The sequence below is a fragment of the Lacibacter luteus genome, assembly GCF_004118265.1.
GTDB lineage: Bacteria > Bacteroidota > Bacteroidia > Chitinophagales > Chitinophagaceae > Lacibacter > Lacibacter luteus.
Genome location: NZ_SDHW01000005.1, coordinates 228,316 through 248,555, shown reverse-complemented (window position 1 = coordinate 248,555; position 20,240 = coordinate 228,316). Strand labels below are relative to the sequence as shown.

At 41.2% G+C, this 20,240-nt stretch carries 18 protein-coding genes; 7 read left to right on the top strand and 11 right to left on the bottom strand.

The features are described 5' to 3' along the window. Nucleotides 1–5 precede the first annotated feature (5 nt). Entirely contained in the window at nt 6–473 is a 468-nt protein-coding gene (locus ESA94_RS16080; protein WP_129131962.1) for a hypothetical protein, read from the top strand. A 331-nt stretch (nt 474–804) separates the two neighbouring features. Then, nucleotides 805–1,431, top strand: a complete 627-nt coding sequence (locus ESA94_RS16075) for a hypothetical protein (protein ID WP_129131961.1) — start codon at nt 805–807, stop codon at nt 1,429–1,431. Nucleotides 1,432–1,594: 163 nt separating this feature from the next. Here the strand turns inward: ESA94_RS16075 and ESA94_RS16065 are convergent, their stop codons facing one another. The 7 genes from ESA94_RS16065 to ESA94_RS16035 form a co-directional block, all read right to left on the bottom strand. Continuing rightward, complete coding sequence (locus ESA94_RS16065; RefSeq protein ID WP_129131959.1) at nt 1,595–2,068, bottom strand: hypothetical protein; 474 nt, start codon at nt 2,066–2,068, stop codon at nt 1,595–1,597. 1 nt (nt 2,069) lies between these two features. Further along, nucleotides 2,070–3,098, bottom strand: a complete 1,029-nt coding sequence (locus tag ESA94_RS16060; RefSeq protein WP_129131958.1) for an FKBP-type peptidyl-prolyl cis-trans isomerase — start codon at nt 3,096–3,098, stop codon at nt 2,070–2,072. A gap of 76 nt (nt 3,099–3,174) precedes the next feature. Then, complete coding sequence (locus ESA94_RS16055; protein WP_129131957.1) at nt 3,175–5,130, bottom strand: T9SS type B sorting domain-containing protein; 1,956 nt, start codon at nt 5,128–5,130, stop codon at nt 3,175–3,177. A gap of 171 nt (nt 5,131–5,301) precedes the next feature. Next, a complete protein-coding gene (locus ESA94_RS16050) occupies nt 5,302–7,821 on the bottom strand; it encodes a S9 family peptidase (RefSeq protein ID WP_129131956.1) in 2,520 nt (839 codons plus the stop codon). Nucleotides 7,822–7,974: 153 nt separating this feature from the next. Beyond that, nucleotides 7,975–8,679, bottom strand: coding sequence for a membrane or secreted protein (locus ESA94_RS16045; RefSeq protein WP_129131955.1), 705 nt, complete (start codon nt 8,677–8,679; stop codon nt 7,975–7,977). Between the two features lie 24 nt (nt 8,680–8,703). Beyond that, a complete protein-coding gene (locus ESA94_RS16040) occupies nt 8,704–9,927 on the bottom strand; it encodes an exo-beta-N-acetylmuramidase NamZ family protein (protein ID WP_129131954.1) in 1,224 nt (407 codons plus the stop codon). Between the two features lie 195 nt (nt 9,928–10,122). Further along, nucleotides 10,123–10,548: an SRPBCC family protein gene (locus ESA94_RS16035; protein ID WP_129131953.1), complete on the bottom strand. Its 426-nt coding sequence runs from the start codon at nt 10,546–10,548 to the stop codon at nt 10,123–10,125. Between the two features lie 226 nt (nt 10,549–10,774). Between ESA94_RS16035 and ESA94_RS16030 the strand changes: the two genes are divergently transcribed. From ESA94_RS16030 to ESA94_RS16020, 3 genes are read left to right on the top strand one after another with little or no spacing between them, the layout of a single operon-like run. Next, a complete protein-coding gene (locus tag ESA94_RS16030; RefSeq protein WP_129131952.1) occupies nt 10,775–12,019 on the top strand; it encodes a lipid A-modifier LpxR family protein in 1,245 nt (414 codons plus the stop codon). A 20-nt stretch (nt 12,020–12,039) separates the two neighbouring features. After that, entirely contained in the window at nt 12,040–12,792 is a 753-nt protein-coding gene (locus ESA94_RS16025; RefSeq protein ID WP_129131951.1) for a hypothetical protein, read from the top strand. Between the two features lie 44 nt (nt 12,793–12,836). After that, nucleotides 12,837–13,295: a hypothetical protein gene (locus ESA94_RS16020; protein WP_129131950.1), complete on the top strand. Its 459-nt coding sequence runs from the start codon at nt 12,837–12,839 to the stop codon at nt 13,293–13,295. Here the strand turns inward: ESA94_RS16020 and ESA94_RS16015 are convergent. From ESA94_RS16015 to ESA94_RS16005, 3 genes are all read right to left on the bottom strand, one after another. Continuing rightward, the gene (locus ESA94_RS16015) at nt 13,292–15,106 is read right to left on the bottom strand and encodes an ABC transporter ATP-binding protein (RefSeq protein ID WP_129131949.1); all 1,815 of its coding nucleotides are present in this window, start codon (nt 15,104–15,106) and stop codon (nt 13,292–13,294) included. The genes ESA94_RS16020 and ESA94_RS16015 overlap by 4 nt on opposite strands. A 73-nt stretch (nt 15,107–15,179) precedes the next feature. Next, nucleotides 15,180–15,464 carry a hypothetical protein gene (locus ESA94_RS16010; protein WP_129131948.1) on the bottom strand — a complete coding sequence of 95 codons (285 nt, stop codon included), beginning with the start codon at nt 15,462–15,464 and terminating at the stop codon, nt 15,180–15,182. Between the two features lie 76 nt (nt 15,465–15,540). Next, nucleotides 15,541–16,581 carry a cyanophycinase gene (locus tag ESA94_RS16005; RefSeq protein ID WP_129131947.1) on the bottom strand — a complete coding sequence of 347 codons (1,041 nt, stop codon included), beginning with the start codon at nt 16,579–16,581 and terminating at the stop codon, nt 15,541–15,543. A gap of 78 nt (nt 16,582–16,659) precedes the next feature. Here ESA94_RS16005 and ESA94_RS16000 point away from each other — a divergent pair, with 78 nt between their 5' ends. Together ESA94_RS16000 and ESA94_RS15995 are read left to right on the top strand one after the other, a co-directional pair. After that, nucleotides 16,660–17,400 carry a copper homeostasis protein CutC gene (locus tag ESA94_RS16000; protein WP_129131946.1) on the top strand — a complete coding sequence of 247 codons (741 nt, stop codon included), beginning with the start codon at nt 16,660–16,662 and terminating at the stop codon, nt 17,398–17,400. Between the two features lie 52 nt (nt 17,401–17,452). Next, nucleotides 17,453–18,043 carry a PhnA domain-containing protein gene (locus ESA94_RS15995; RefSeq protein ID WP_129131945.1) on the top strand — a complete coding sequence of 197 codons (591 nt, stop codon included), beginning with the start codon at nt 17,453–17,455 and terminating at the stop codon, nt 18,041–18,043. A gap of 186 nt (nt 18,044–18,229) precedes the next feature. Here ESA94_RS15995 and ESA94_RS15990 read toward each other — a convergent pair whose 3' ends face one another. After that, entirely contained in the window at nt 18,230–19,936 is a 1,707-nt protein-coding gene (locus ESA94_RS15990; RefSeq protein WP_129131944.1) for a GMC oxidoreductase, read from the bottom strand. Nucleotides 19,937–20,240 lie beyond the last annotated feature (304 nt).

Sequence of the window (20,240 nt, the reverse complement as noted above, 5' to 3'; positions counted from 1 at the left end):
CTTACATGAAATTGATACAACTTACATGGCGACTTATTCTTCCCTTGACAATTATTTTGTTTGGGTTAATTACAAAATGGTGGTATGTTTTACCTGTTGACGCTCCTGACACAATGATGGTTGGATTTCCATTGGCTTTTGCAGCCGACGGATGGCACACATCAATGTCTCTTCAAATTTTTGTACTTGAATTTTTATTTGACTTCATAATCTATTTTTTGTTTTGCTTTATAATTGTATTTCTCTTCCACCATTACTGGACAAAAATCAAGGCTTCAAAATGGTTGACTGGATTTCTATGGACTTTCTCAACAATAATAATTGCAATTGCAGTTTTTATTGGCAGTTTTTCAGAACAAAATTTTGAAATAAAAAGAGATTGGGACAGACAAATTTTGACGACAGGGTTTAAATTGACATGGACGCATCAAGACAGACCTGACTTTGCAAAGTATGACCCAAACAAAAAATAAACGAACGCACAACAAGTGTATTTGCAATAGCATGGTTGGACATTGGAGCAATCGGCTGCAAATCAAATTTCAGCTTTAGTTTCGGCTGACATTACGCTGTTGAACATTAGTTCTTAACTTCAACATCAGTTTTTAATTAAGCATTTGTTCCGGCTGACAGTTAGCTATTGCCATGCCATCGCAAATGCTTCAACGTTAGCAGTCAGCTTAAAAGACGACACAACCATTGAGACAGACGACAATCATATTGACAATTCTTTGCTGGACAACTTTAGCGTTTGGACAAAAATTTATGGTTAAGGACAACGACACTTTACCATATCAGGAGACAATGGAAGTTCGTGAAAATGGCGACACTGTCTATCTTGGTGCTTGTCGGACTTTTGAAAAGGTAAACGGACAAATAGTAAATCAATCAGACGACCATTGTTTAAGTCAAGGACTTTGGACAATCACGGACAGTTTAGGCAACTATTGGACTGGTAATTATCACGACAGTCACAGAGACGGCATTTGGAAACAGTTTGACAAGAGCGGAAAACTTCTCAAAGAGACGGAACACGTTTACTTCAACAAAGAGAACTACAAAGTAAAAGAGATTGACTACGTAAGCGGACAGCCTGTAACTCTTATTGACAAACCATTCCTTGGGTTTTATATCAAGAACCTTGTTGCTATAATGGTTATTCTCTTCGTGACCTTTTTCGGCAGAGTTTTCATTAACAGCAGTATCTACAACTCAGAAAATGGGACGGACTTCTCACCAATTTACTTTCATTTTGGACCATTGGTTACTAAAAACTTCGGACACAGTTTGCTTTGCACTTTTACATTTTGGTTTTCCAACTACAAACCCGAGAACAGACGACTTGTAATTATCAGCAACACAATGTCTGTAATAGCATTGACAATTTTCTTTGGCATAATAATCGGACTTGCAGTAACAGGAGAAATATGACACATTTGACCGACAGAAAAGAAAGCCGAACCGCTAACAGCCGTTTTGCAAAAGCGGGGGTTTCTTGCTTCTATGACAGTGTAATGCTAAATTCAAGCTTTGTGCATATTATGAAGTTTATTGCTGAAAATCCCCGCCTTCGCAAAGCGGCAAACCGTTACCTTCAACCCAGCTTCCTCACCTGCTTCACATAATCGTATTGCAGATCTTCATGCATAGCAGCAATGACTTTATCGATCTTCTTCAACTGTGCTTTGTAGATATTACTGATGATGGTATTGCTGTTAATAGTTGTACCAAGTTCTTTTATTCTTGTACATAAGTAGATCAATACTTCCGCCTCTACCGTTTCGCTACCGCTGTAACGAACGTATTTAGCAGCAGTACGTACAATCTTCCGCAAGGTCTTCTTTACAAAATATACATTGCTTTTGTTGATGGTTTCAAACAACGCATCCACTTCTTCGTTTACATGTTTAATGTACAGCGGCATATCATCTGCTTCAAACAACAAATAAGTAAGCAGTTCTTTATTCTCTTTTTTGAAACGGGCTAAACGCAAACACAATTCGGTTACTTTAGTTTGCGGCAGTTGTTGCAGTTCAAGTTTAATTTCCTGTACGGTAGCAGCTTTCATCTTATTGTTGCGGTTTTGCATCCACCACTTCTATTTCAAAAACCAGTATACTGTTTGGTGGAATTTTAGGTGAGCGTGTACGGATAGAATATGCAAGACCGGAAGGGATTACAATTTTTATTTTACCACCCACTTTGCAATAAGGTAGTGCCAGTTGCCAGCCACGTATCAAGCGGTTCAATGGAAATGTTGCAGGTTTTTCTTTTGTTTGATCGAATACGGAATCATCGCTGAACAAATAACCTTTATAAAAAACTGTAACCGTATCGGTAACAGCTACAGCCCTGCCTGTTCCTTCTTTTACAATGCTGTAATAAACGTCAACTGCTTTATTCTTTGCATCTGTTTTGCCCGATGCAATTGCCTGCTGTATTATTTCTTCATCGATCTTTACCTGCTGCAGACTATCAATATTTGAAAACGGCGCAAGTACAGGCGCTTTTGCTGCTGTTGCAGACAATTCCTTAAACGAACCATTTCCACGCTGCACCCACACTTGCTGTACCAGTAAAGCACTGGGTTGTTTTTTCAAATTGGCTGTAAATGATGATGCAGATTTTAATGCGCCCCATTTCCCGTTCACTTTACAGGTCCCGATCAATTTCCATTTATTCACTTCGGGCAAATAAGCATATCCTGAGTACAGTGTAAAATTTCCAGCTGAATCACTTGCTGTAGCAATATATAGCTGCACAGGTTTGTCAGCAGGAAAAGCGTGTTCCCATTCAAGACTATGTTTTCCTTCTTCACTTACATCAATACCCTTTGTAATAACAGTAGCCCCTTCAGGAAACGAAAACAAAACATCCTGCTCCTTTTTATCAGCTTCAACAAACAATGCAACATCAGCAACCTTTAAACTGGCTTTTGCTTCTTTTTTTGTATTTACCTGTTGCATGCTTACCTGTGCAACTAACCCATTGGCCCGTAAGCTGTCGGCCAATACATAAGCCTGCTCTTGTGTTTTTTGTGCATTAATGCTGCAACAGAGCACTACCTGAACGAAGAGAAAAAAAATTCTGTATCGCATAAAAAGTTATAAGTCTTCAAACTTACTAAAGCAAAACTGAAAAGAGAGCAATAAGGAGCAAAAAGAAAAACAGGTATTAGCGGATGAGTGTAATGGTTCCTTTTCGGGTGTACACTTTTTCATCAATACCAATTCCGCTGAACTGCCAAACATAAGTTCCCGGCACTTGCGGCACACCTTTGAATGTGCCATCCCAACCTGGATCATTTACTTTCCATGAATATAATTCTACACCCCAGCGACTGAATATCTTAAACGAGTACACTTCTTTAATACCATCTGTTATTGGATAGAAACGATCGTTGAGGTTATCGTTGTTGGGTGTAAAGGCATTGGGCAAATAAACAGTTACTCCTGGAATCGTTTTTACAAACTGCGTATCAATAGTAATACAACCTAAACGTGATATAATACGGATATTATACAACTGGTTTCCAATCGACGGCCGTTCGAACACAGGTGTTACAGAGGCTGCATCACTTAAAAAAGCAGGTGGGTTCCACAATACTTCGTTACCAAATGTGCGTGCCTGCAAAGTAATTGGCATATTGATAAACGTATACCTTATCGGGTAGGTAATTCCTTTTTGCGGATCTTCCACTTCAACAGTAACACTTCTTGTTTGTAATTCACATCCATCTACGTTACGAAGCACAGCATGATAAGTGCCTGAGGCTATTATGCGTAAACTGTTTTGTGTTGCGCCTGATAGTATAAGATTGTTTTTATACCACTGCACAAGGGCTCCCGGCTGCACACTTACAACTGCACTGTCGCCCGAGGTGCTGCAAAAAGCATACTTCCCGGCAAAAGAAATTGTCGTATCGGGGTTCGATGATTTTACAAGCACAGTATCTCTTTTAAAGCAGCCCCCTCCTCCACTGTAAACGGTAACTACATAGTTTGTTGACACCGGTGGTGAAGCAAATGGATTGGCGATATTTGGATCTGATAAGCCCGTTGCCGGCGACCATCGGTAAGTAAGTCCGGGTTTTGCATTTTCACCAATTAAAACAGGTGTTGTGCCACAAAAAACAGCATCCTTTCCTGCGTTGGCTTTTAATGAAAGTGTATCAAGCAAACGTGCATACAAAGTGTCTTTACAACCATACCCATTAAACGGCGTTACTTCTACAGCAAGCAATTCTCCTACCGGGTATGGAGGGCGTAAGCTGAGGCTTTGCGATGTGCCAAGTACCTGTGTAAAGTTGCTGTTAAACCATTGGTAACCCTGGAAGCCGTAAGGGGCAACAACATTTACCAGTGTATCGTTCGGGCAATAAGTAGCACCTGTAAATTCACCGGTACATTCTGTATTTACATCGATGTAGGCATAACCAAAATGACGTACAAAAGTACAATCGGCCGTTTTGAAAAATAACCGGATGGTTTTACCTGCCTGGTTATTGAGGTTAATGGTTACTGCTGTCCAGTCCTTACACCAAACCGGTGTATTTTCTGTTTGCCTTGTGGGAGCTTCGAAGAAACCCGGCAACGCACTTCCAAAAGGAATAAACTTAAACGAGGAACAATCAATTACTTTACCATCAGTAACATTCAGTACTTCCATTTCAAGACGTGGTTGTTCCGATTCTCGGTGATTAGGTCCTTCAAACACTACTGCATAATGGTAAGTAATGGAATATGTATTCATATTCGCAGGAATGGTAAACTCATACGAAAGACCTTCGGCCTGTGCGCCTCCTGTTGTATTACCTAATTTTACTGAATAGCCACTGCCGTTGGGACAAACTACAGGAAAACCACCAAACTGATCTCTGTCGCCTGCATTATTTACACGGCTGAATATTTCATGCTGGTTACCATAACCAGGCCCGTTTGCACTAAGTGTAATTACATTCTGACCTGATGTTGCAGATACATTACCTGTATAAGCAGTCCAGTTAGAAAAATCACCTCTTTCAAAATCAATATTGGGAGGACATTGTGCCGATACATTACTACATAGAAACATACCAACTGCAAATGCAATAATAGTTGTATAGATATTTCTCTGTTGAAAAAGCGGCATAATATAAGTACGGGTAAGGAAGGAGCCCGGACTTCTAATTTACTAAAAAGCTTTCAGAAGAAAAACGAATTATGGGCGAACGAGTAAAATTTAATTGCAGACAGGACGAAAAAGCAGACAAACAAAAAAGCCACTTCCGTGGAAGTGGCTTTTTTGTTTGTTTTGTTGAGTTTATTTTCCAGGATCGCCCTTTTCAATTTCACGATTCATTTCTTCCATATCTACGGGTTGCGAATCGTCGCCCAACAAATGCAGGCTGAAGTAATCGCACATTTTCCAGAAGAAATACTCTGTCATTGTTCCGTAACCATGACGCTGACCGGGTAACACTACCAGCTCAAATCGTTTGTTGGCTTTGATCAATGCATTGACCATACGCAGCGTATTACCGGGATGCACGTTGTTATCAATATCACCATGGCTCAGCATCAAATGTCCTTTCAGATTTTTTGCCAACTCCGGATTGCGTTCAATGGAATAAACAAAACTGGTATCGCCTTTGTCGCTCACTAATTCTTTTACACCATGATGTTTTTCGCTCCACCAACGGTTGTAAATATTATTTTCATGATTACCTGCACTGCTCACAGCTACTTTAAAGAAATCGGGATACACCAACATGGCAGCGGTGCTCATAAAACCACCACCACTATGCCCATGAATACCAACTTTGTTTACATCGATAAATTTGTGACGATAGCCCAGCTGCTCAATGGCTGCTTTCTTATCGGCCAAACCATAATCACGAAGATTGCCATAACCATAGTTGTGATACCATTTGCTGCGTGATGGATGACCGCCACGGTTACCAACAGTAATCACTACAAAACCTAATTGCGCCAAGCGATCAACACGATCCATACCACGGCCAAATGCTTTGTTTACCGCTTCTGTTTGCGGACCGGGATATACATACTCAATGATGGGGTATATTTTTGTACTGTCGAAATTGAAGGGTTTGTACATAACACCATACAGATCGGTAATACCATCAGCTGCTTTTACTTTAAACGGTTCAGGAAATTTGTAACCTGCTTCAAGCAAACCACTCATATCTGTTTTCTCCAACTGCATAATTACACGGCCTGTGTTATCCTGCAGCAACGAAACCGGTGCTGTGTTCACACGTGAATAAGTGTTGATGAAGTAACGCATGTTATCATCCATACTTGCCTGGTTATCGTGGTTAGCGGTGGTTAACAGTTTTAATCCTGTGCCATCGAAGTTTACACGATACAAATGCAAATAATAAGGATCTTCATTGGGTTCACGGCCATTGGCTGTGAAATACAAAACACGGTTCTTTTCATCAATCGCTTCAATGTCTTCGCAATGGAAAGCTCCGCTTGTGATTTGATTTTTTAATTTTCCGTTTTCATCGTACAAGTAGAAATGTGCCCAGCCATCACGTTCGCTCCACTGGATCATTTCTTTACCATCGTTCACCAATCCTACACGACGGATCTCAACATAGGTATTCATTCGTTCTTCTATGAGTGTTGTTACAGCACCTGTTGCAACATTTACTGCACAAACATCGATACGCTTCAGATCACGACTGGTACGGTTCATGTAAAACTTTTCGTTGGTACCAAGCCAGATGGTTGCACGGTTTTCTTCATCACGCTGAAACTGTTTTAAGGGAGCCGACCATACGCCGATTTCCTGATCTTTAAATGCTGCTACGCCGATCTTCTTGCTTGTTTTTGATTCGAAGTTGAAAAGATACAGTTCACGGATGGGCGCTTCTTTTTCGCCGGGCATCTGGTACTTGTAGGTTTCCAATGTAGGACGGGGTTCTGCAATACTGTTGATCACCCACAGATCTTTTACCTTACGGCTATCGGTACGTGTAAGTGTAAAATATTTTCCATCGGGACTCCACATAACAAATGCCGATTTGCGTTTGTCTTTGTTACGCTCTTTCTCCACATTTGTTTCGTTACCAAAACCACCGCCATAACCATAATCTTCTACGCCATCGGTTGTTAACTGGTATTCTACAATGGTACTGTCTTCTTCTTTGATCTGTGCTTTACGGTAGTTCGCCGTATCCATGTAATACAGATTATTTTTCTTTGAGTAAAGCACATACTTTTTATCGGGAGAGAACGAAGCCCACATCAAACGGTCTTTTGGCTTCTGATAATCTTTTAATTCGGTTAATACAGCAGTAATGAGATTGTATTCAAAATAAAAGATCTTCTTTTCTGTTGCAGCAGGCGCTCCACCGGGGCGTGCTCCGGCTCCACCATTTCTGCCACCACGTGCAGCCGCAGTATCTTTCTTTACTTCATCAATCGTGCTTTTAATTTCAAACGTAATACTGTTTTCATCTTTCGTAAACTTCAGTTTTTCAATTGGCAAATGCTGTGCATCAAAAGGATCTTTTACGATCTTGGTTATTTCTGCTGCAAGCTTTGCATGATCGAACAAAGGACGTTTGCCGCTCTTGGCATCCTTTGCATCAACAATGTACCAGGTCTTTCCTTCACGTGTTTCGTACACATACCAGAAACGATCGCTTAGTTTAAGCCAATGCGGATCAACACTGGTGCTGAATAACATTTTACTGATCTTATCGGGAGAGAAACGGGCTGCCAATGCGTAGTTGGCTTTTTGCTTAACAGGTTGCTGCGCCATTACCGCCACAGCAAAAAACATCATGTAAATGAATACAAAAATTCTCATGCGCTTGATGGTTTATTTTAAATCTGGAAAAAATAAAGATAAGGGCGAATGAGAAGCCGAAAAGATTGAGCGAAAAGAAATACATGAACGGCGTGAATCAGCTTATGGCTTGCAGCTTTTAGCTATAAGCTTGGAGATTAGTATCCTCAACACTCACAACTTCAACCCTTTTGTCCAAATTTCATTAATGGGATCGCCTTTGGAACTAAGACCGGAATGATGCCAGTTACTGCCTTCCACTTTACCATCAAAACTCAACGAGGCTCCAACTCTTGTACTGTCTCTTGAAAAGAATTCGATATGCTCGGTGTATTTACCGTTTACAAATGTGTAAGTGCCGCCACCTGTGCCGAAAAACTCTTTTGTTTCGCTGTTAATAGCGATCCATTGGAAACGTGTGCCTGTGAGTAGTTTAATGGTACGTCGTGCACCGGGTGTGATTGTTTGCATCGTACCGTTGTTCATGCGGCCGGTAATGAGCCAATGACCGGCTAATGCGTTTTTGCCATCATCAACACGTTTATAATTTTCTTCAACGCCATTTGTTGTAAGCTTAAGTGTTTGCTCTTTTACAACTATAGTTGCCGTTTCTGTTGTACCTATCTTTTCCTTTTCAGTTGTATGAAAAGCCAGATTCATCTGTAGTTCATTTCCATTACCTGTATAAGAACCACCTTTTGTATAACTGAATACTTTGTTTGTTACATCATACTTGATACAGGAATAGAAACCATCCTGAAATAACCACGTTACAGTAAAGCTTCCCTCCTGCCTGCTCCATGAACCTGCAACAGAAGTTTGTGATATAGCAGCAGTCGATAAAAAAGTTACTGCAAAAAACAAGATTGCATTTTTCATGATGTGTGATTTATAAATGAAAAATCAGGGATATAACAAATATTTCTTACGCATGGTTTTATATTTCGACAAACCGGGTTCCCATGATGCATAAATTTCTTTATCGGGAGTTCCTTTGATGATCTGTTCTTTAAACACTGCATTCCCAACCAGCCTGTTAATATCATTCATTTGATTACTCTGCGAACGATCGAAGAATTTTGCTTTATCAGGAAATGCAGCATACAGTTCTTTCATCCATTGTACGTTGATACGTTTTGCTTTTCGGAGTTGATTGATATCGTACTTGCGCAAATCCAAACCAAAACATTCTTTATTCATATGCAAAGGCGTTTCGGCCATACCGGGAATACTTTTTGGTGTATAGGAGAACGAATACTTTCCTTTTAACAACGGACTGCCAAAAACAGTAAACGGAAAGTACGTACCACGACCATGATTCAAAGCTGTGCCTTCGAACAAACAGGTTGATGGATACAGCATGATCGCCTGCTGTGTATTTAAGTTGGGCGATGGGGCAACAGGCAATGTATACGGCATATCGTGATTGTAGTTCGCCACTTTAATGATTTTTAGTTTGCACTTTAGCTTATTGGGTAACCATCCTTCTCCGTTGATCATTTGTGCAAATTCAGCAATGGTCATACCATGTGCAATGGGTATCGAAAACATGCCTATTCCCGATTTATAATTCATATCCAGTATCGGCCCATCAACTAAATATCCATTCGGGTTGGGGCGGTCAAGTATCAGCAACTCTTTATTGTTCTCTGCACAAGCTTCCATAATATGGCTGAGGACATTGATGTAGGTATAGAAACGACAACCCACATCCTGTATATCGAAGATCATCAGATCAACATCTGCAAGATCGGCTTTACTTGGCTTCCGTTTATTACCGTACAACGAAATAACAGATACACCTGTTGATGGATCTTTTTCATCATTCACTTCCACACCTGCACTTGCTTTACCACGAAAACCATGTTCGGGACCAAACACTTTTACAATGTTTACGCCAAGAGCAAGTAAACTGTCTACCAAATGTTTTTTTCCAATAATGCTTGTGGGGTTGGCGAGGATGGCAACACGTTTGCCTTTCAGGTAAGGAAGATATTTTTCGGTTTGATCGGCTCCTGTGGTAAGCTGCTCTTTTGCTTTCAACTTTTCTTCGCCGGTACGGGCACTTTCAAACACAAACAAACAAAGCAATGCCAAAAACAACTGAACGATTTTCTTTTTATCCATGAACAAGTATTGAGCGTGTAAGCTATTTAACTTTTTTCATCAGCAAAAACCATTCACAAAAAATAGGGTGTTAAAAAAGATCGTCATTGCGAGGCACGAAGCAATCTCCGTTATAATGAATGTAACATAATCCAGACTGCTTCGTGCCTCGCAGTGACGAGTACTTTGAGTACGCTGTATTTTTTACAGCTTATCTTATAACGTTTCGGTATACTTTTTAAAATTATCCAGTATTGCCTGCCAGCCCATCTGTTGCATTTCTACGGGGTTCTCCGTTTCTGCATCAAAGCTTTCCACAATTTTTGTAGCATCGCCTTCTGCCGAAAACTGTACAGTTACTTTCCGTCCGTCGCCCATTGTGTAAGCAATGAGTTCATTGGTAGTAACAGCATCGTAAACACCGCCAAATTCAAAACCAAAGCTGCCATCTTTTGCTTCCATGCGTGAGGAGAAACTTCCGCCTGTACGAAGATCGTTCTTGGCCCAGGGTGTGTGCCAGTCTGGAGATGCAAAAGCCCATTGTGTAATATGATCAGGATTGTTCCAGCTTTCCCATGCAGTTGCAATGGGTGCATTTACTGTTGTTTGTACTGTGATAACTGTTGTTGCCTGCGTTTCCATACAAGTTGTATTTTTTTGATGATGATTGTTTAACACTGCAAACATCGTTTCCTTTTTCTGCATTTGCAATGTACTGTTGCGACAATGTTCGGGCAAATTGCGACAATAACAATGCCAGAGCCTAACCCGTAATAATACGCAGCGTATACCCGCTTTTATACCTTTTAATTGCCAAAAGCATTTTCTATCTTTCGTATTGATTTATCTGTCATAAAAATCAACAGCCATGCTAACACTAACAAAGTTTACACTCATTGCTTTCTTGTTTTTTACACTGCCGATTCATGCACAGCAAATCGAACCAATCAATTCAACACAACAATCCGAACAAACCACTGCCATAAGTATAAAAGAGCCTGCAAGCCGTTATCTTAAGCTGAAAAAAAAACCGCCAAACGAAATTCAAATACCGGCTACGTTCAGCATACAGATCGACCAGGATTTTCTGTTTCGTTTTCCCTTAACAAAAAACGAAGACCGCAATTATACACAGGGAACAGCTTTTGTTATTTCGCATCCATGGTTACGAAAAAGCTGGTTGTTTTATCCTTTCAGAAAAATAGAAGAAAGCAGCGACAACTTTGATGCTTATGGAAGCTCCATCGCCCTTGGCGGAACTGCTTTTACACCACGCATTATCGATAGCAGTGCCCCCATTGTGGGTGACCGGCCCTTTGCTTTTTTACTTTACGTGTCCACCTCTTCCACATTACGGCATCAAAAGTTCAATAAAAAGGGAAAGCTTCGTCAAACCTATCATTCGTTCAGCATTAACTATGGCGTATTTGGTACGAACATCGGTTACCGGTTTCAATCCTTTGCGCACAAGAACATTGTAAAAGGCCGGCCTACTGATCCGAAAGGCTGGAATAACCAAATTTCCAAAGGAGGATCACCGGCGTTGTTGTTTGATTACAACCGCTTTCAACCTTTGTTGTCGTTTCCTAAAAAAAACACGGTAAGTATTGATGATAGATCTGTTTTTGATCTTGGTTGGAACTTAGGTGCTTCCGTTGGTTATTACGACAGGGCTTATACAAGTTTGTATGCAAGGCTTGGTCATTTACGTAACCGCAACCAGGCACGCTGGAACGGAGGTTTTTCATCACTCGCCAGCGGATCGTACGAAATGGCTGCACCTGAAAAAAAGAAAACAAGATTCAAAGATGTGTTTGAAGGATTTCTGTATGGCCGTGTAAATGGTACACTCATGTTCCGCAACGCCATGTTGGTTGGGCAAGGTTTTAAACACAGCGATTACACATTGAAACCCGAATGGACCAATGTTGGTCTGTACGAATTTGAATGGGGCTTTGTTCTGGCATTTGAATATTTCAAGAAAGGAAAAACAGGACCAAAAACATGGGCTTTCCAGGGACGAAGTATCTACCGTTCGCCGGAGTTCAACTCGAAACTGTTTCCCGAACGCTGGCATTATTTCGGAAGTGTTGGCCTGATGTTTCCTTTATAATTTTTTAAACAATGAACAAAATGCGCATCACCAAAGTAAAAACACGACGCTATACCGCAACAGATATTGAGAAGCTGGATATATCTCTCGAACTATTTAGTGAGGCTGTGAATTCGGTTGAGTTTAAACAACGGGTGGAAGATCATCCAAAGTTTGATACTGTAGAACAATACAGCAGTAAAGAAGTTTACAGCATCATTATGAATGGTGACGAGGCAGATACCAATGGCGGTATTGATCATGAAGCAGATCTTGATCTTACGCTCGATCTTCAAACCAGTTCCGATGCCATCGGCTATACACAACAGAATCGCATTTTCACTTTTCTTAATTTTTTCCGACAACTGGAGCCAACCAAACTTGCAGGCCATTTTGCACATGAATACTGCCATACGCTGGGCTTTGCTGATCCATCCGACTTAAGCGACACTGCCCGAAATGTGCCTTACGAAGTGGGACGGATCATTGAAGAAATATCCATCAACAACCAACGTACATTCATTACAGATGACACAGGCTTAACCGACACTGAAAAAACAGCAAGACGTGTACGCAGAACAGCCCGCAACTCCCGTATTGTTTCTGCCGATGCAGAAGAAACAACAACAAGAGTACCTGTTATTAAAACCAAACGGAAGAAAGCCGCTGCCAGGAAACCCGCTGTTAAGAAAAAAGCTGTTGCTAAAAAGAAACCTGCACCCAAAAAAACAACCCGTAAATCAGGCGGGGCAGTAAAAAAGAAAACAGCAAAACGTAAAGTAAGCCATTCATAATTTCTGCATTTGACCACTGAATATTTTCGTTTATATTTAAACAAATGTGGAAACAGATTTTAAAAACAGGATTGCTTGCAGGTACACTTGATATTGTTGCTGCCTGTACACAGGCGTATGTAATGCGTGGCACAACACCCGAAACCGTGTTGAAGTTTATTGCAAGCGGCGTGCTGGGCAGTACTGCCATGAAAGGCGGGGCTGAAGTTGCATTGCTTGGTTTATTGTTTCATCTTGTTATTGCCTTTTCCTGCACCATCGTCTTTTTTCTTGTTTATCCTAAACTGAAACTATTACATAAAAACATTGCATTAAACAGTTTACTCATAGCTGTTATTGCATGGGCTGTTACTACACTCATCGTTATACCTTTAAGCAAAATAAACCCGGCTCCTTTTCAATTGCAAAGAGCTGTAATTGCAATCCTCATTCTTTATGTATGTATTGGATTACCTGTTGCTATTGGAGCAAAATTTTTTTACAGCAAAACAGTAACTGCTTAGCGGTAACCGCTCGCCTGCAGTTCAAACAATCGTGCATAGGTATTACCTGCAGCAATTAATTCTTCATGCGAACCAACTTCGGTTATGCGCCCATCGCCGATTACGGCAATACGATCGGCAATACGTACAGTAGAAAAACGGTGGGAGATGACAATACCGATTCTTCCTTTTAAGTTTTCTTTCAACTCGGCAAAAATAGCGGCCTCTGCTTCAGGGTCGAGTGATGCAGTTGGCTCATCCAATATCCAGATATCGGCATTACGATACATGATACGGGCCAATGCCAACCGTTGCCATTCACCACCTGAAAGATCGTGCCCACCTTCAAACAAACGTCCAACTTTGGAATCGAGTCCGTTTGGCATTTTCTGCAGCAGCCATTCACTTCTGCTATCCTGTAATGCACGAACAATTTTTGTATCGTCTGCCGTACCATTTTGCCGGCCCATTGCCACATTCTCCCGTACACTTAATTCATAGGTTGCATAATCCTGAAACAATACACCTATATGGTCTCGTAATACGTTGGGATGAATGTCACGTATATCAACACCGTTTATTTTGATTGAACCATCATTTACATCATAAAAACGAAGCAACAATTTTATAAGTGTTGATTTACCTGCTCCATTCTCTCCAACAAGTGCTATCAGTTCTCCTTTTCGTATGTGAAGATCAAGATGCCGTAATGCATCTCCCTGTCCGCCGGGATAATGAAAACTCACATTTTCAAAAACAATATCCTCAATGGATGTATGTGGAATTGTTTTTGGTGTTTCCGGTATGGGCAACAATGTTTCCACATGGAGAAAAGAAAAATAATCGTCGAGGAAAGTTGTATGCTGATCTACTGCCACAAACGTACTCGAAATATTACTCAGCGTGCCCGACACCGATGTAAACGCACCGATTACCAATACCACTGCACCGGGATCGATCGTGCCTTTTATTCCTCTTACTGCAACAAATACATAAGCCAGTGCAAGAATGGTTCCTGTAATAATGCCGGTAACAACCGATATACGGCTGCCCATCTTCAGCATCTGTTCCCGCTTTTTAAATAATGTTTCAGACAGATTGCGGTGCCTGCCTAATAAATAATCGGCGAGTACATAGGCCCTTACTTCTTTGGTGTTTTTTGGCTGCACCAGCAGATCGCCTACATATTGCCGTTCACGTTCATCGGGTGTTTCCTGGTAAAAATATTTGTAGAGTTTAGATGTAACCCTGCTTTCAAGTACAAGCGATAATACTGCAGCCCCAATTGCCAATACAACCAATACCCAATGCAGGCTCGCCAGTAAGCCCGACATTAAAACAATGGTTACAATATTACCCGACAAACCAAGGATGGACCATGTAAGATCGCCGGGCCGCCAGCTCACATCCCGTCTTGCTCTCGCCAAACGGTCGTGCCAGTTCGATTGATCGAAATGCCCCAGATCAACCTTTGCTGCTTTTTCCAACAGCCTGCGTTCTGCTTCCAGCTCTACCCTCCGTACGTACAAATTTCTTCCAACACCTGTGTATGCACCAACAGCACGCTGTACAACAAAAGTTACCCAAAGACCAACAACTACAGGCAATACATCGTTAAATGTAATGGGGTTGATTTTTGCACCTGCAATCTGGTTAACCAACACAGCACCCAGGTAAACCGATATCGGCGGCATAATGGCATTAAACATGCCTAACACCGTATAACGGATGAGTAATTTCGGTGATGCTGCCCATGCAAGCTGCATAGCATACCGCAGATTTATTTTTACTCTTGTTAATCGACTTGTTGGTGATTGCTGCACTTCATCCATACTTGTAATTTACGGAAGGATGCCTACATCTGCATCATGCAGTGTTCAGATGATTTTATTTCTAATACAAAAACTACAGCAACGCTTTTACAATTGTTTCCCACTCCTGTTGCAGCGAAACCGTTGGTCTTACTTTACCTGCACGTCTGTACCAGTAATCAGCATTGCCAATATCGCCTTCTTTGCGATGCAGGTAGGCATGCACCCAACAGGCTGTGTTGTCGTTTAAACTATCTACCAACGCATGTGCCTTGTGCCAATTATCTTTTGCATCGTACCAAAGCGATTGCAGATAAATGTTTATTCCGGCAGGAAGTTCGTTTGTGTTAATACTTGCTGTAAATATTTCGAATTGCATAGCTTGTTTATTTAAAAAAAGAGCAGTGCAAAAATACACTGCTCATACATTCATGCTTTTATTATGACTGCTTCCGTTAAAACAAAACGCCGTTGTTTACATAGTAGAAATAAGATGTACCCCCGCTGAAAGTCCAGTTGTTTGCATTAAACGAGCCGTTGCCTGTTGTTGAACCTGCAATACGATAAGCTGTAATTGCCTGCGCACTTCTGTTCCATGTAAGTGGCGAACCGCTTACACAGGTTTCCGCCGCAAGTGTTGTATTCTTTAAAAAATAAGCATTGTTCAAACCGAATACTTTACCAATACCTGCAGCATCAATACAAACAGCCGTTTCTTCATCAACACCAATTCCTTTTACAGTTGTAGCGTAACCAAAGTCTTTCATCAATCTTGCCATAAATGCAATATGTCGTCCTTGTCTGTCACGTTGCGAATAATGCGAATCGGTAATGGTATTTGCCAGCAAAGGCGCATTAATAAAATCGTTGGCACCTAATGTTACATAGCGGTGATAGGGATTTGCCAATGCCTGCGCACTTGTAACAGAACCTTTTTCTGCACTGTAATAAGCCGAACCTAAAACTGCAAGCCCTGCACTTGTACCGCCTACTGTTACTTTTTTGGTATTGATGAGGTAGTTGATTGCATCTTCTGTAGCCGTATTCTTCCAGTAGTTTACATAATTCCACTGATCACCACCGGCAATAAACAACGCTTCTGCATTGCGTATTTTATCTGCAACGGTTGCAAGTGATGCTTTTTCCCTGCTGTCGATCATGATTGTTTCAACCGAATTAACGCTAACCATATTGTACATATAGCTATTGTACCCATCTGCACCACTTGAACGGATTACCACCACATCGCCACCGGCTGCACGTTGCAGAAACCAGGCAATGGCAGCATCCACATCGGTACTGCCGCCCATCAGCAGAAAACCTGCTGTTGCAGCTGTTGTTACATCGGCAGCATCGCCTGTTAAATAAGTTACTACAGAAGGTGCAGGCTTTGCAGCTATTTTAGTTGATGAAGAAGGAACTGTATCGGTTACTACAGCTTCTTTTTGGCAGGATGAAAAAACCAGGCAGCTGAATACAAGGTGAAGCAGTTTCATTTAGCAAAGTGTTTATTTCGCTTAAGATAGAAAAAGAATAACATTTTAAAAAATTACATTGCAGAAAAAATTAACGGCATGAAACGTGAACTGGAAGTTTGTGCATTTACTGTTCAAAGTTGTGTTATTGCAGAAAAGGCAGGTGCGGTTCGTGTAGAGTTGTGCGACAATCCCATTGAAGGTGGCACTACCCCATCGTACGGAACAATAAAACGGGTACGGGAAGCCGTTAGTATTGATGTGTTTCCGATCATTCGTCCACGGAGTATGAATTATTTCTACGATGCGGATGAATGGCAGATTGTACTCGACGATATAAAAATGTGCAAAGAGCTTGCCTGCAATGGCGTATCGGTTGGGGCGCAATTGCAAAATGGTTTAATTGATAAAGCACATATGCAACAGCTGGTTGAATTGGCTTACCCGATGAAAGTTACCTGTAACCGTGCTTTCGATGCAGTGCCCGATCCCTTTGCAGCGTTGGAAACATTGATCGAATGTGGTTGCGAGCGTATCCTCACTTCAGGGCTTGCAGCTTCCGCTCCTGAAGGAATTGCTTTATTAAAACAACTGGTTCATGCAGCTGGGCAGCGCATAAGTATTATGCCGGGTGCAGGTGTTCGTTCATCGAACATCGTACAATTGGCAAAAGAAACCGGTGCTTACGAGTTTCATACATCTGCACGTAAAGCTGTTACCAATACAATGACATTTGCAAACCCCCATGTTACCGATGCCGGCAATATGTATTTGGCAGATGAAGAGGAATTAAGAAAAATCGTAGGGTTATTGCAGCAATTAACAGCTGACGAAGATTAGCTTTTGCTGCAATTTGAAATTATTACCTTCGCCGCCCTTAAAATAACGTAAGATGAAGACAGAAGATGTTCTCCGCCAGCGCAGCGGCAATACCTGCGAGTTATGTAAAAGTGAGCAAATCCTGAGTATATATGAAGTGCCGCCGCAAGACCAGGCCAATGCGGACAATTGTATTCTTGTTTGCGACAACTGTTTAGCACAAATAGAAAAGAAAGTTGAACTGAACAACAGTCACTGGAATTGTTTAACCGAAAGTATGTGGAGTGAAGTTCCTGCGGTGCAGGTTGTAGCATGGCGTATGCTGAACCGTTTACGAAACGAAAGCTGGGCAGCAGATAATCTTGATATGCTATACCTCAACGATGAGCATCTTGCATGGGCAAAAGCAACAGGCGATCATGAAAGCGATGGCAGTGTTGATTTGCACAGAGATTGCAATGGCGCACAATTACTGGCAGGCGATACGGTTGTATTGATCAAGTCGCTGGATGTAAAAGGTTCTACGTTGAATGCGAAGATGGGCACTGTGGTAAAGAACATTCGTCTTGTACCAGATAATACAGAGCAGATTGAAGGAAAGATAGAAGGACAGACGATTGTTATTCTTACAAAATACGTTCGTAAACAAAACGAAAAACAATAAGCGGTTGTCGTAAAAAATCATAGCGAACGAAACACGGTTGTATTAAAATAGCAGACTGCTTCGTTCCTCGTCCTGAGCTTGTCGAAGGATGACGTTTTATTTTAGAGTGCTTAAATTTATTTATAAGCCTATTTTGTGTGTAGCATATAAAACGCTCATTGCAGTTTATGCAATGAGCGTTTTGCATTATAAATTCATCTTCTTCAATTCGTTTACAGCATAGTCGCAGGCACGGGCTGTAAGCGCCATAAATGTTACAGAAGGATTTACATAAGAGGCCGACGTCATACAACTTCCATCGGTAACAAATACATTGGATACGTCATGCATTTGATTGAACGCATTCAATACAGATGTTTTTGCATCACGCCCCATCCGTATGGTTCCCATTTCGTGATTGGCATTACCCGGTGTTGATATATTTGCATTAACACGGATATTTTTTAACCCTGACGCTTCAGCCATTTCTTTTGCACATTCAATCATATCTGCATGCATGTTCAGTTCATTTTCTCTAAACCTGCAGTCAATAGCAACCTGTGGTCTTCCAAACGCATCGGTTTTTGTTTTATCTAATGTAACACGGTTATCGGCATAAGGCAAACATTCGCCATAGCCGCTAAAATTAACCTGCCATGGGCCTGGTTCGGTTAATGCTGCTTTTAATTCTTCACCCAACAATCCTTCTGCTGTTGTTCGTGGCCGGGTTGCTGTAAGAAAATAATGATAGCCTCTTACAAAATCAGCAGCCTTGTCATCAAAAATATTTCGGAATCGGGGAATGTATAATTGAGATGGTCGTCTGCCATAATAATACTTATCTTCAAAACCTTCAAGTGTTGCAGTAACACTTACACCTTTGTGATGATCCATTAAGTTACGGCCTACCTGGTCGCTGCTATTACCTAATCCATTGGAAAAACGGTTCGATGTTGATTGCAACAGAATAGCAGCCGATGCAATGGTTGATGCATTTAAGAAAATGATACGTGCATAAAACTCTTCGGTTTGTTTTGTTTGCGTATCAATTATTTCAACACCTGTTGCTTTTTGTTTTTGTTCGTCGTACAAAATTCGATTAACCAGCGAATGCGGACGCACCGTTAAATTGCCTGTTGCATACGCAGCAGGAATGGTACTCGCATTAGTACTGAAGTATGCACCAAAGGGGCAGCCACGATGACAAAGATTTCTTGCCTGGCATTGTCCTCTGCCTTTTACCGGTTGTGTTAGGTTGGCAGTGCGGCCATGTACAGCATACCTGTTTTTAAATTTCGTTTCAATTTGTTCCTTCATGTAACGCTCACCTGCATTAATATCAAAAGGCGGTTGGCACTCGCCATCGGGCAAATGCGGCAAGCCATCTTTATTGCCACTGATGCCTGTAAACTTTTCTACATAACTATACCAGGGAGCAAGATCTTTATAACGGATGGGCCAATCAATGCCATGCCCGTCTTTTAAATTCGATTCAAATTCCCAATCGCTCCAACGGTAACATGCTCTTCCCCACAGCAACGAACGGCCGCCAACAACATCAGCTCTTATCCAATCGTAACGCTGCTGTTCTACATATGCATTTTCAAGATCGTTTATGTAGAAATGACTGTTATCTTCTCTATACGAAAAATGACGACTCTGTATAGGATGAGACAATTTTTGCTCTTGTGTAAGTTGTAGGCGATGCGGAAATTCCCATGTTTGCATTGTAGCAGTAGGATAATCTTTGATATGCTCCACATTGCGCCCCCTGTCGAGTAACAAAACTTTCAATCCTTTTTCGCACAACTCTTTTGCAGCCCAGCCCCCGCTTATGCCGGAACCAATTACAATGGCATCGTATGTGTTTTTTTTAGCGGCTTCGTTATTAATGTATAAACTATCTCCGGGCATTTATAAAACCAAATTAAATAATGATCGAATAAACAGGAAAGTTAATCCTTTTTGTTATTGACGAATATAACAACAGAAACCACTCATCAAACAAAAAACAATTACCATTCGTTCATATTAACGGCTTTTCGCAACCTTTTGTTTCCTGTAAATAATTCCTATCTTACTAACGTGCAAAACAATTACTCTCCCAACCACTTTGCCAAAAAGCCGCTGTACATAAATAAACTTATTGCGGCATGCTGTTTCTGCCTTTTGGCTTTTGCAACTTACAGCCAGCAACCAATAAATAAAACGGATAGCT

Bases quoted from the DNA above. Each gene is read 5' to 3' on its own strand.
- ESA94_RS15995 (WP_129131945.1), top strand. From the start codon at position 17,453: ATGAAGACAGAAGATGTTCTCCGCCAGCGCAGCGGCAATACCTGCGAG.
- ESA94_RS16035 (WP_129131953.1), bottom strand. From the start codon at position 10,548: ATGGAAACGCAGGCAACAACAGTTATCACAGTACAAACAACAGTAAAT.
- ESA94_RS15990 (WP_129131944.1), bottom strand. From the start codon at position 19,936: ATGCCCGGAGATAGTTTATACATTAATAACGAAGCCGCTAAAAAAAAC.
- ESA94_RS16055 (WP_129131957.1), bottom strand. From the start codon at position 5,130: ATGCCGCTTTTTCAACAGAGAAATATCTATACAACTATTATTGCATTT.
- ESA94_RS16060 (WP_129131958.1), bottom strand. From the start codon at position 3,098: ATGCGATACAGAATTTTTTTTCTCTTCGTTCAGGTAGTGCTCTGTTGC.
- ESA94_RS16015 (WP_129131949.1), bottom strand. From the start codon at position 15,106: ATGGATGAAGTGCAGCAATCACCAACAAGTCGATTAACAAGAGTAAAA.
- ESA94_RS16030 (WP_129131952.1), top strand. From the start codon at position 10,775: ATGCTAACACTAACAAAGTTTACACTCATTGCTTTCTTGTTTTTTACA.
- ESA94_RS16065 (WP_129131959.1), bottom strand. From the start codon at position 2,068: ATGAAAGCTGCTACCGTACAGGAAATTAAACTTGAACTGCAACAACTG.
- ESA94_RS16025 (WP_129131951.1), top strand. From the start codon at position 12,040: ATGCGCATCACCAAAGTAAAAACACGACGCTATACCGCAACAGATATT.
- ESA94_RS16050 (WP_129131956.1), bottom strand. From the start codon at position 7,821: ATGAGAATTTTTGTATTCATTTACATGATGTTTTTTGCTGTGGCGGTA.
- ESA94_RS16000 (WP_129131946.1), top strand. From the start codon at position 16,660: ATGAAACGTGAACTGGAAGTTTGTGCATTTACTGTTCAAAGTTGTGTT.
- ESA94_RS16075 (WP_129131961.1), top strand. From the start codon at position 805: ATGGAAGTTCGTGAAAATGGCGACACTGTCTATCTTGGTGCTTGTCGG.
- ESA94_RS16040 (WP_129131954.1), bottom strand. From the start codon at position 9,927: ATGGATAAAAAGAAAATCGTTCAGTTGTTTTTGGCATTGCTTTGTTTG.
- ESA94_RS16005 (WP_129131947.1), bottom strand. From the start codon at position 16,581: ATGAAACTGCTTCACCTTGTATTCAGCTGCCTGGTTTTTTCATCCTGC.
- ESA94_RS16045 (WP_129131955.1), bottom strand. From the start codon at position 8,679: ATGAAAAATGCAATCTTGTTTTTTGCAGTAACTTTTTTATCGACTGCT.
- ESA94_RS16020 (WP_129131950.1), top strand. From the start codon at position 12,837: ATGTGGAAACAGATTTTAAAAACAGGATTGCTTGCAGGTACACTTGAT.
- ESA94_RS16080 (WP_129131962.1), top strand. From the start codon at position 6: ATGAAATTGATACAACTTACATGGCGACTTATTCTTCCCTTGACAATT.
- ESA94_RS16010 (WP_129131948.1), bottom strand. From the start codon at position 15,464: ATGCAATTCGAAATATTTACAGCAAGTATTAACACAAACGAACTTCCT.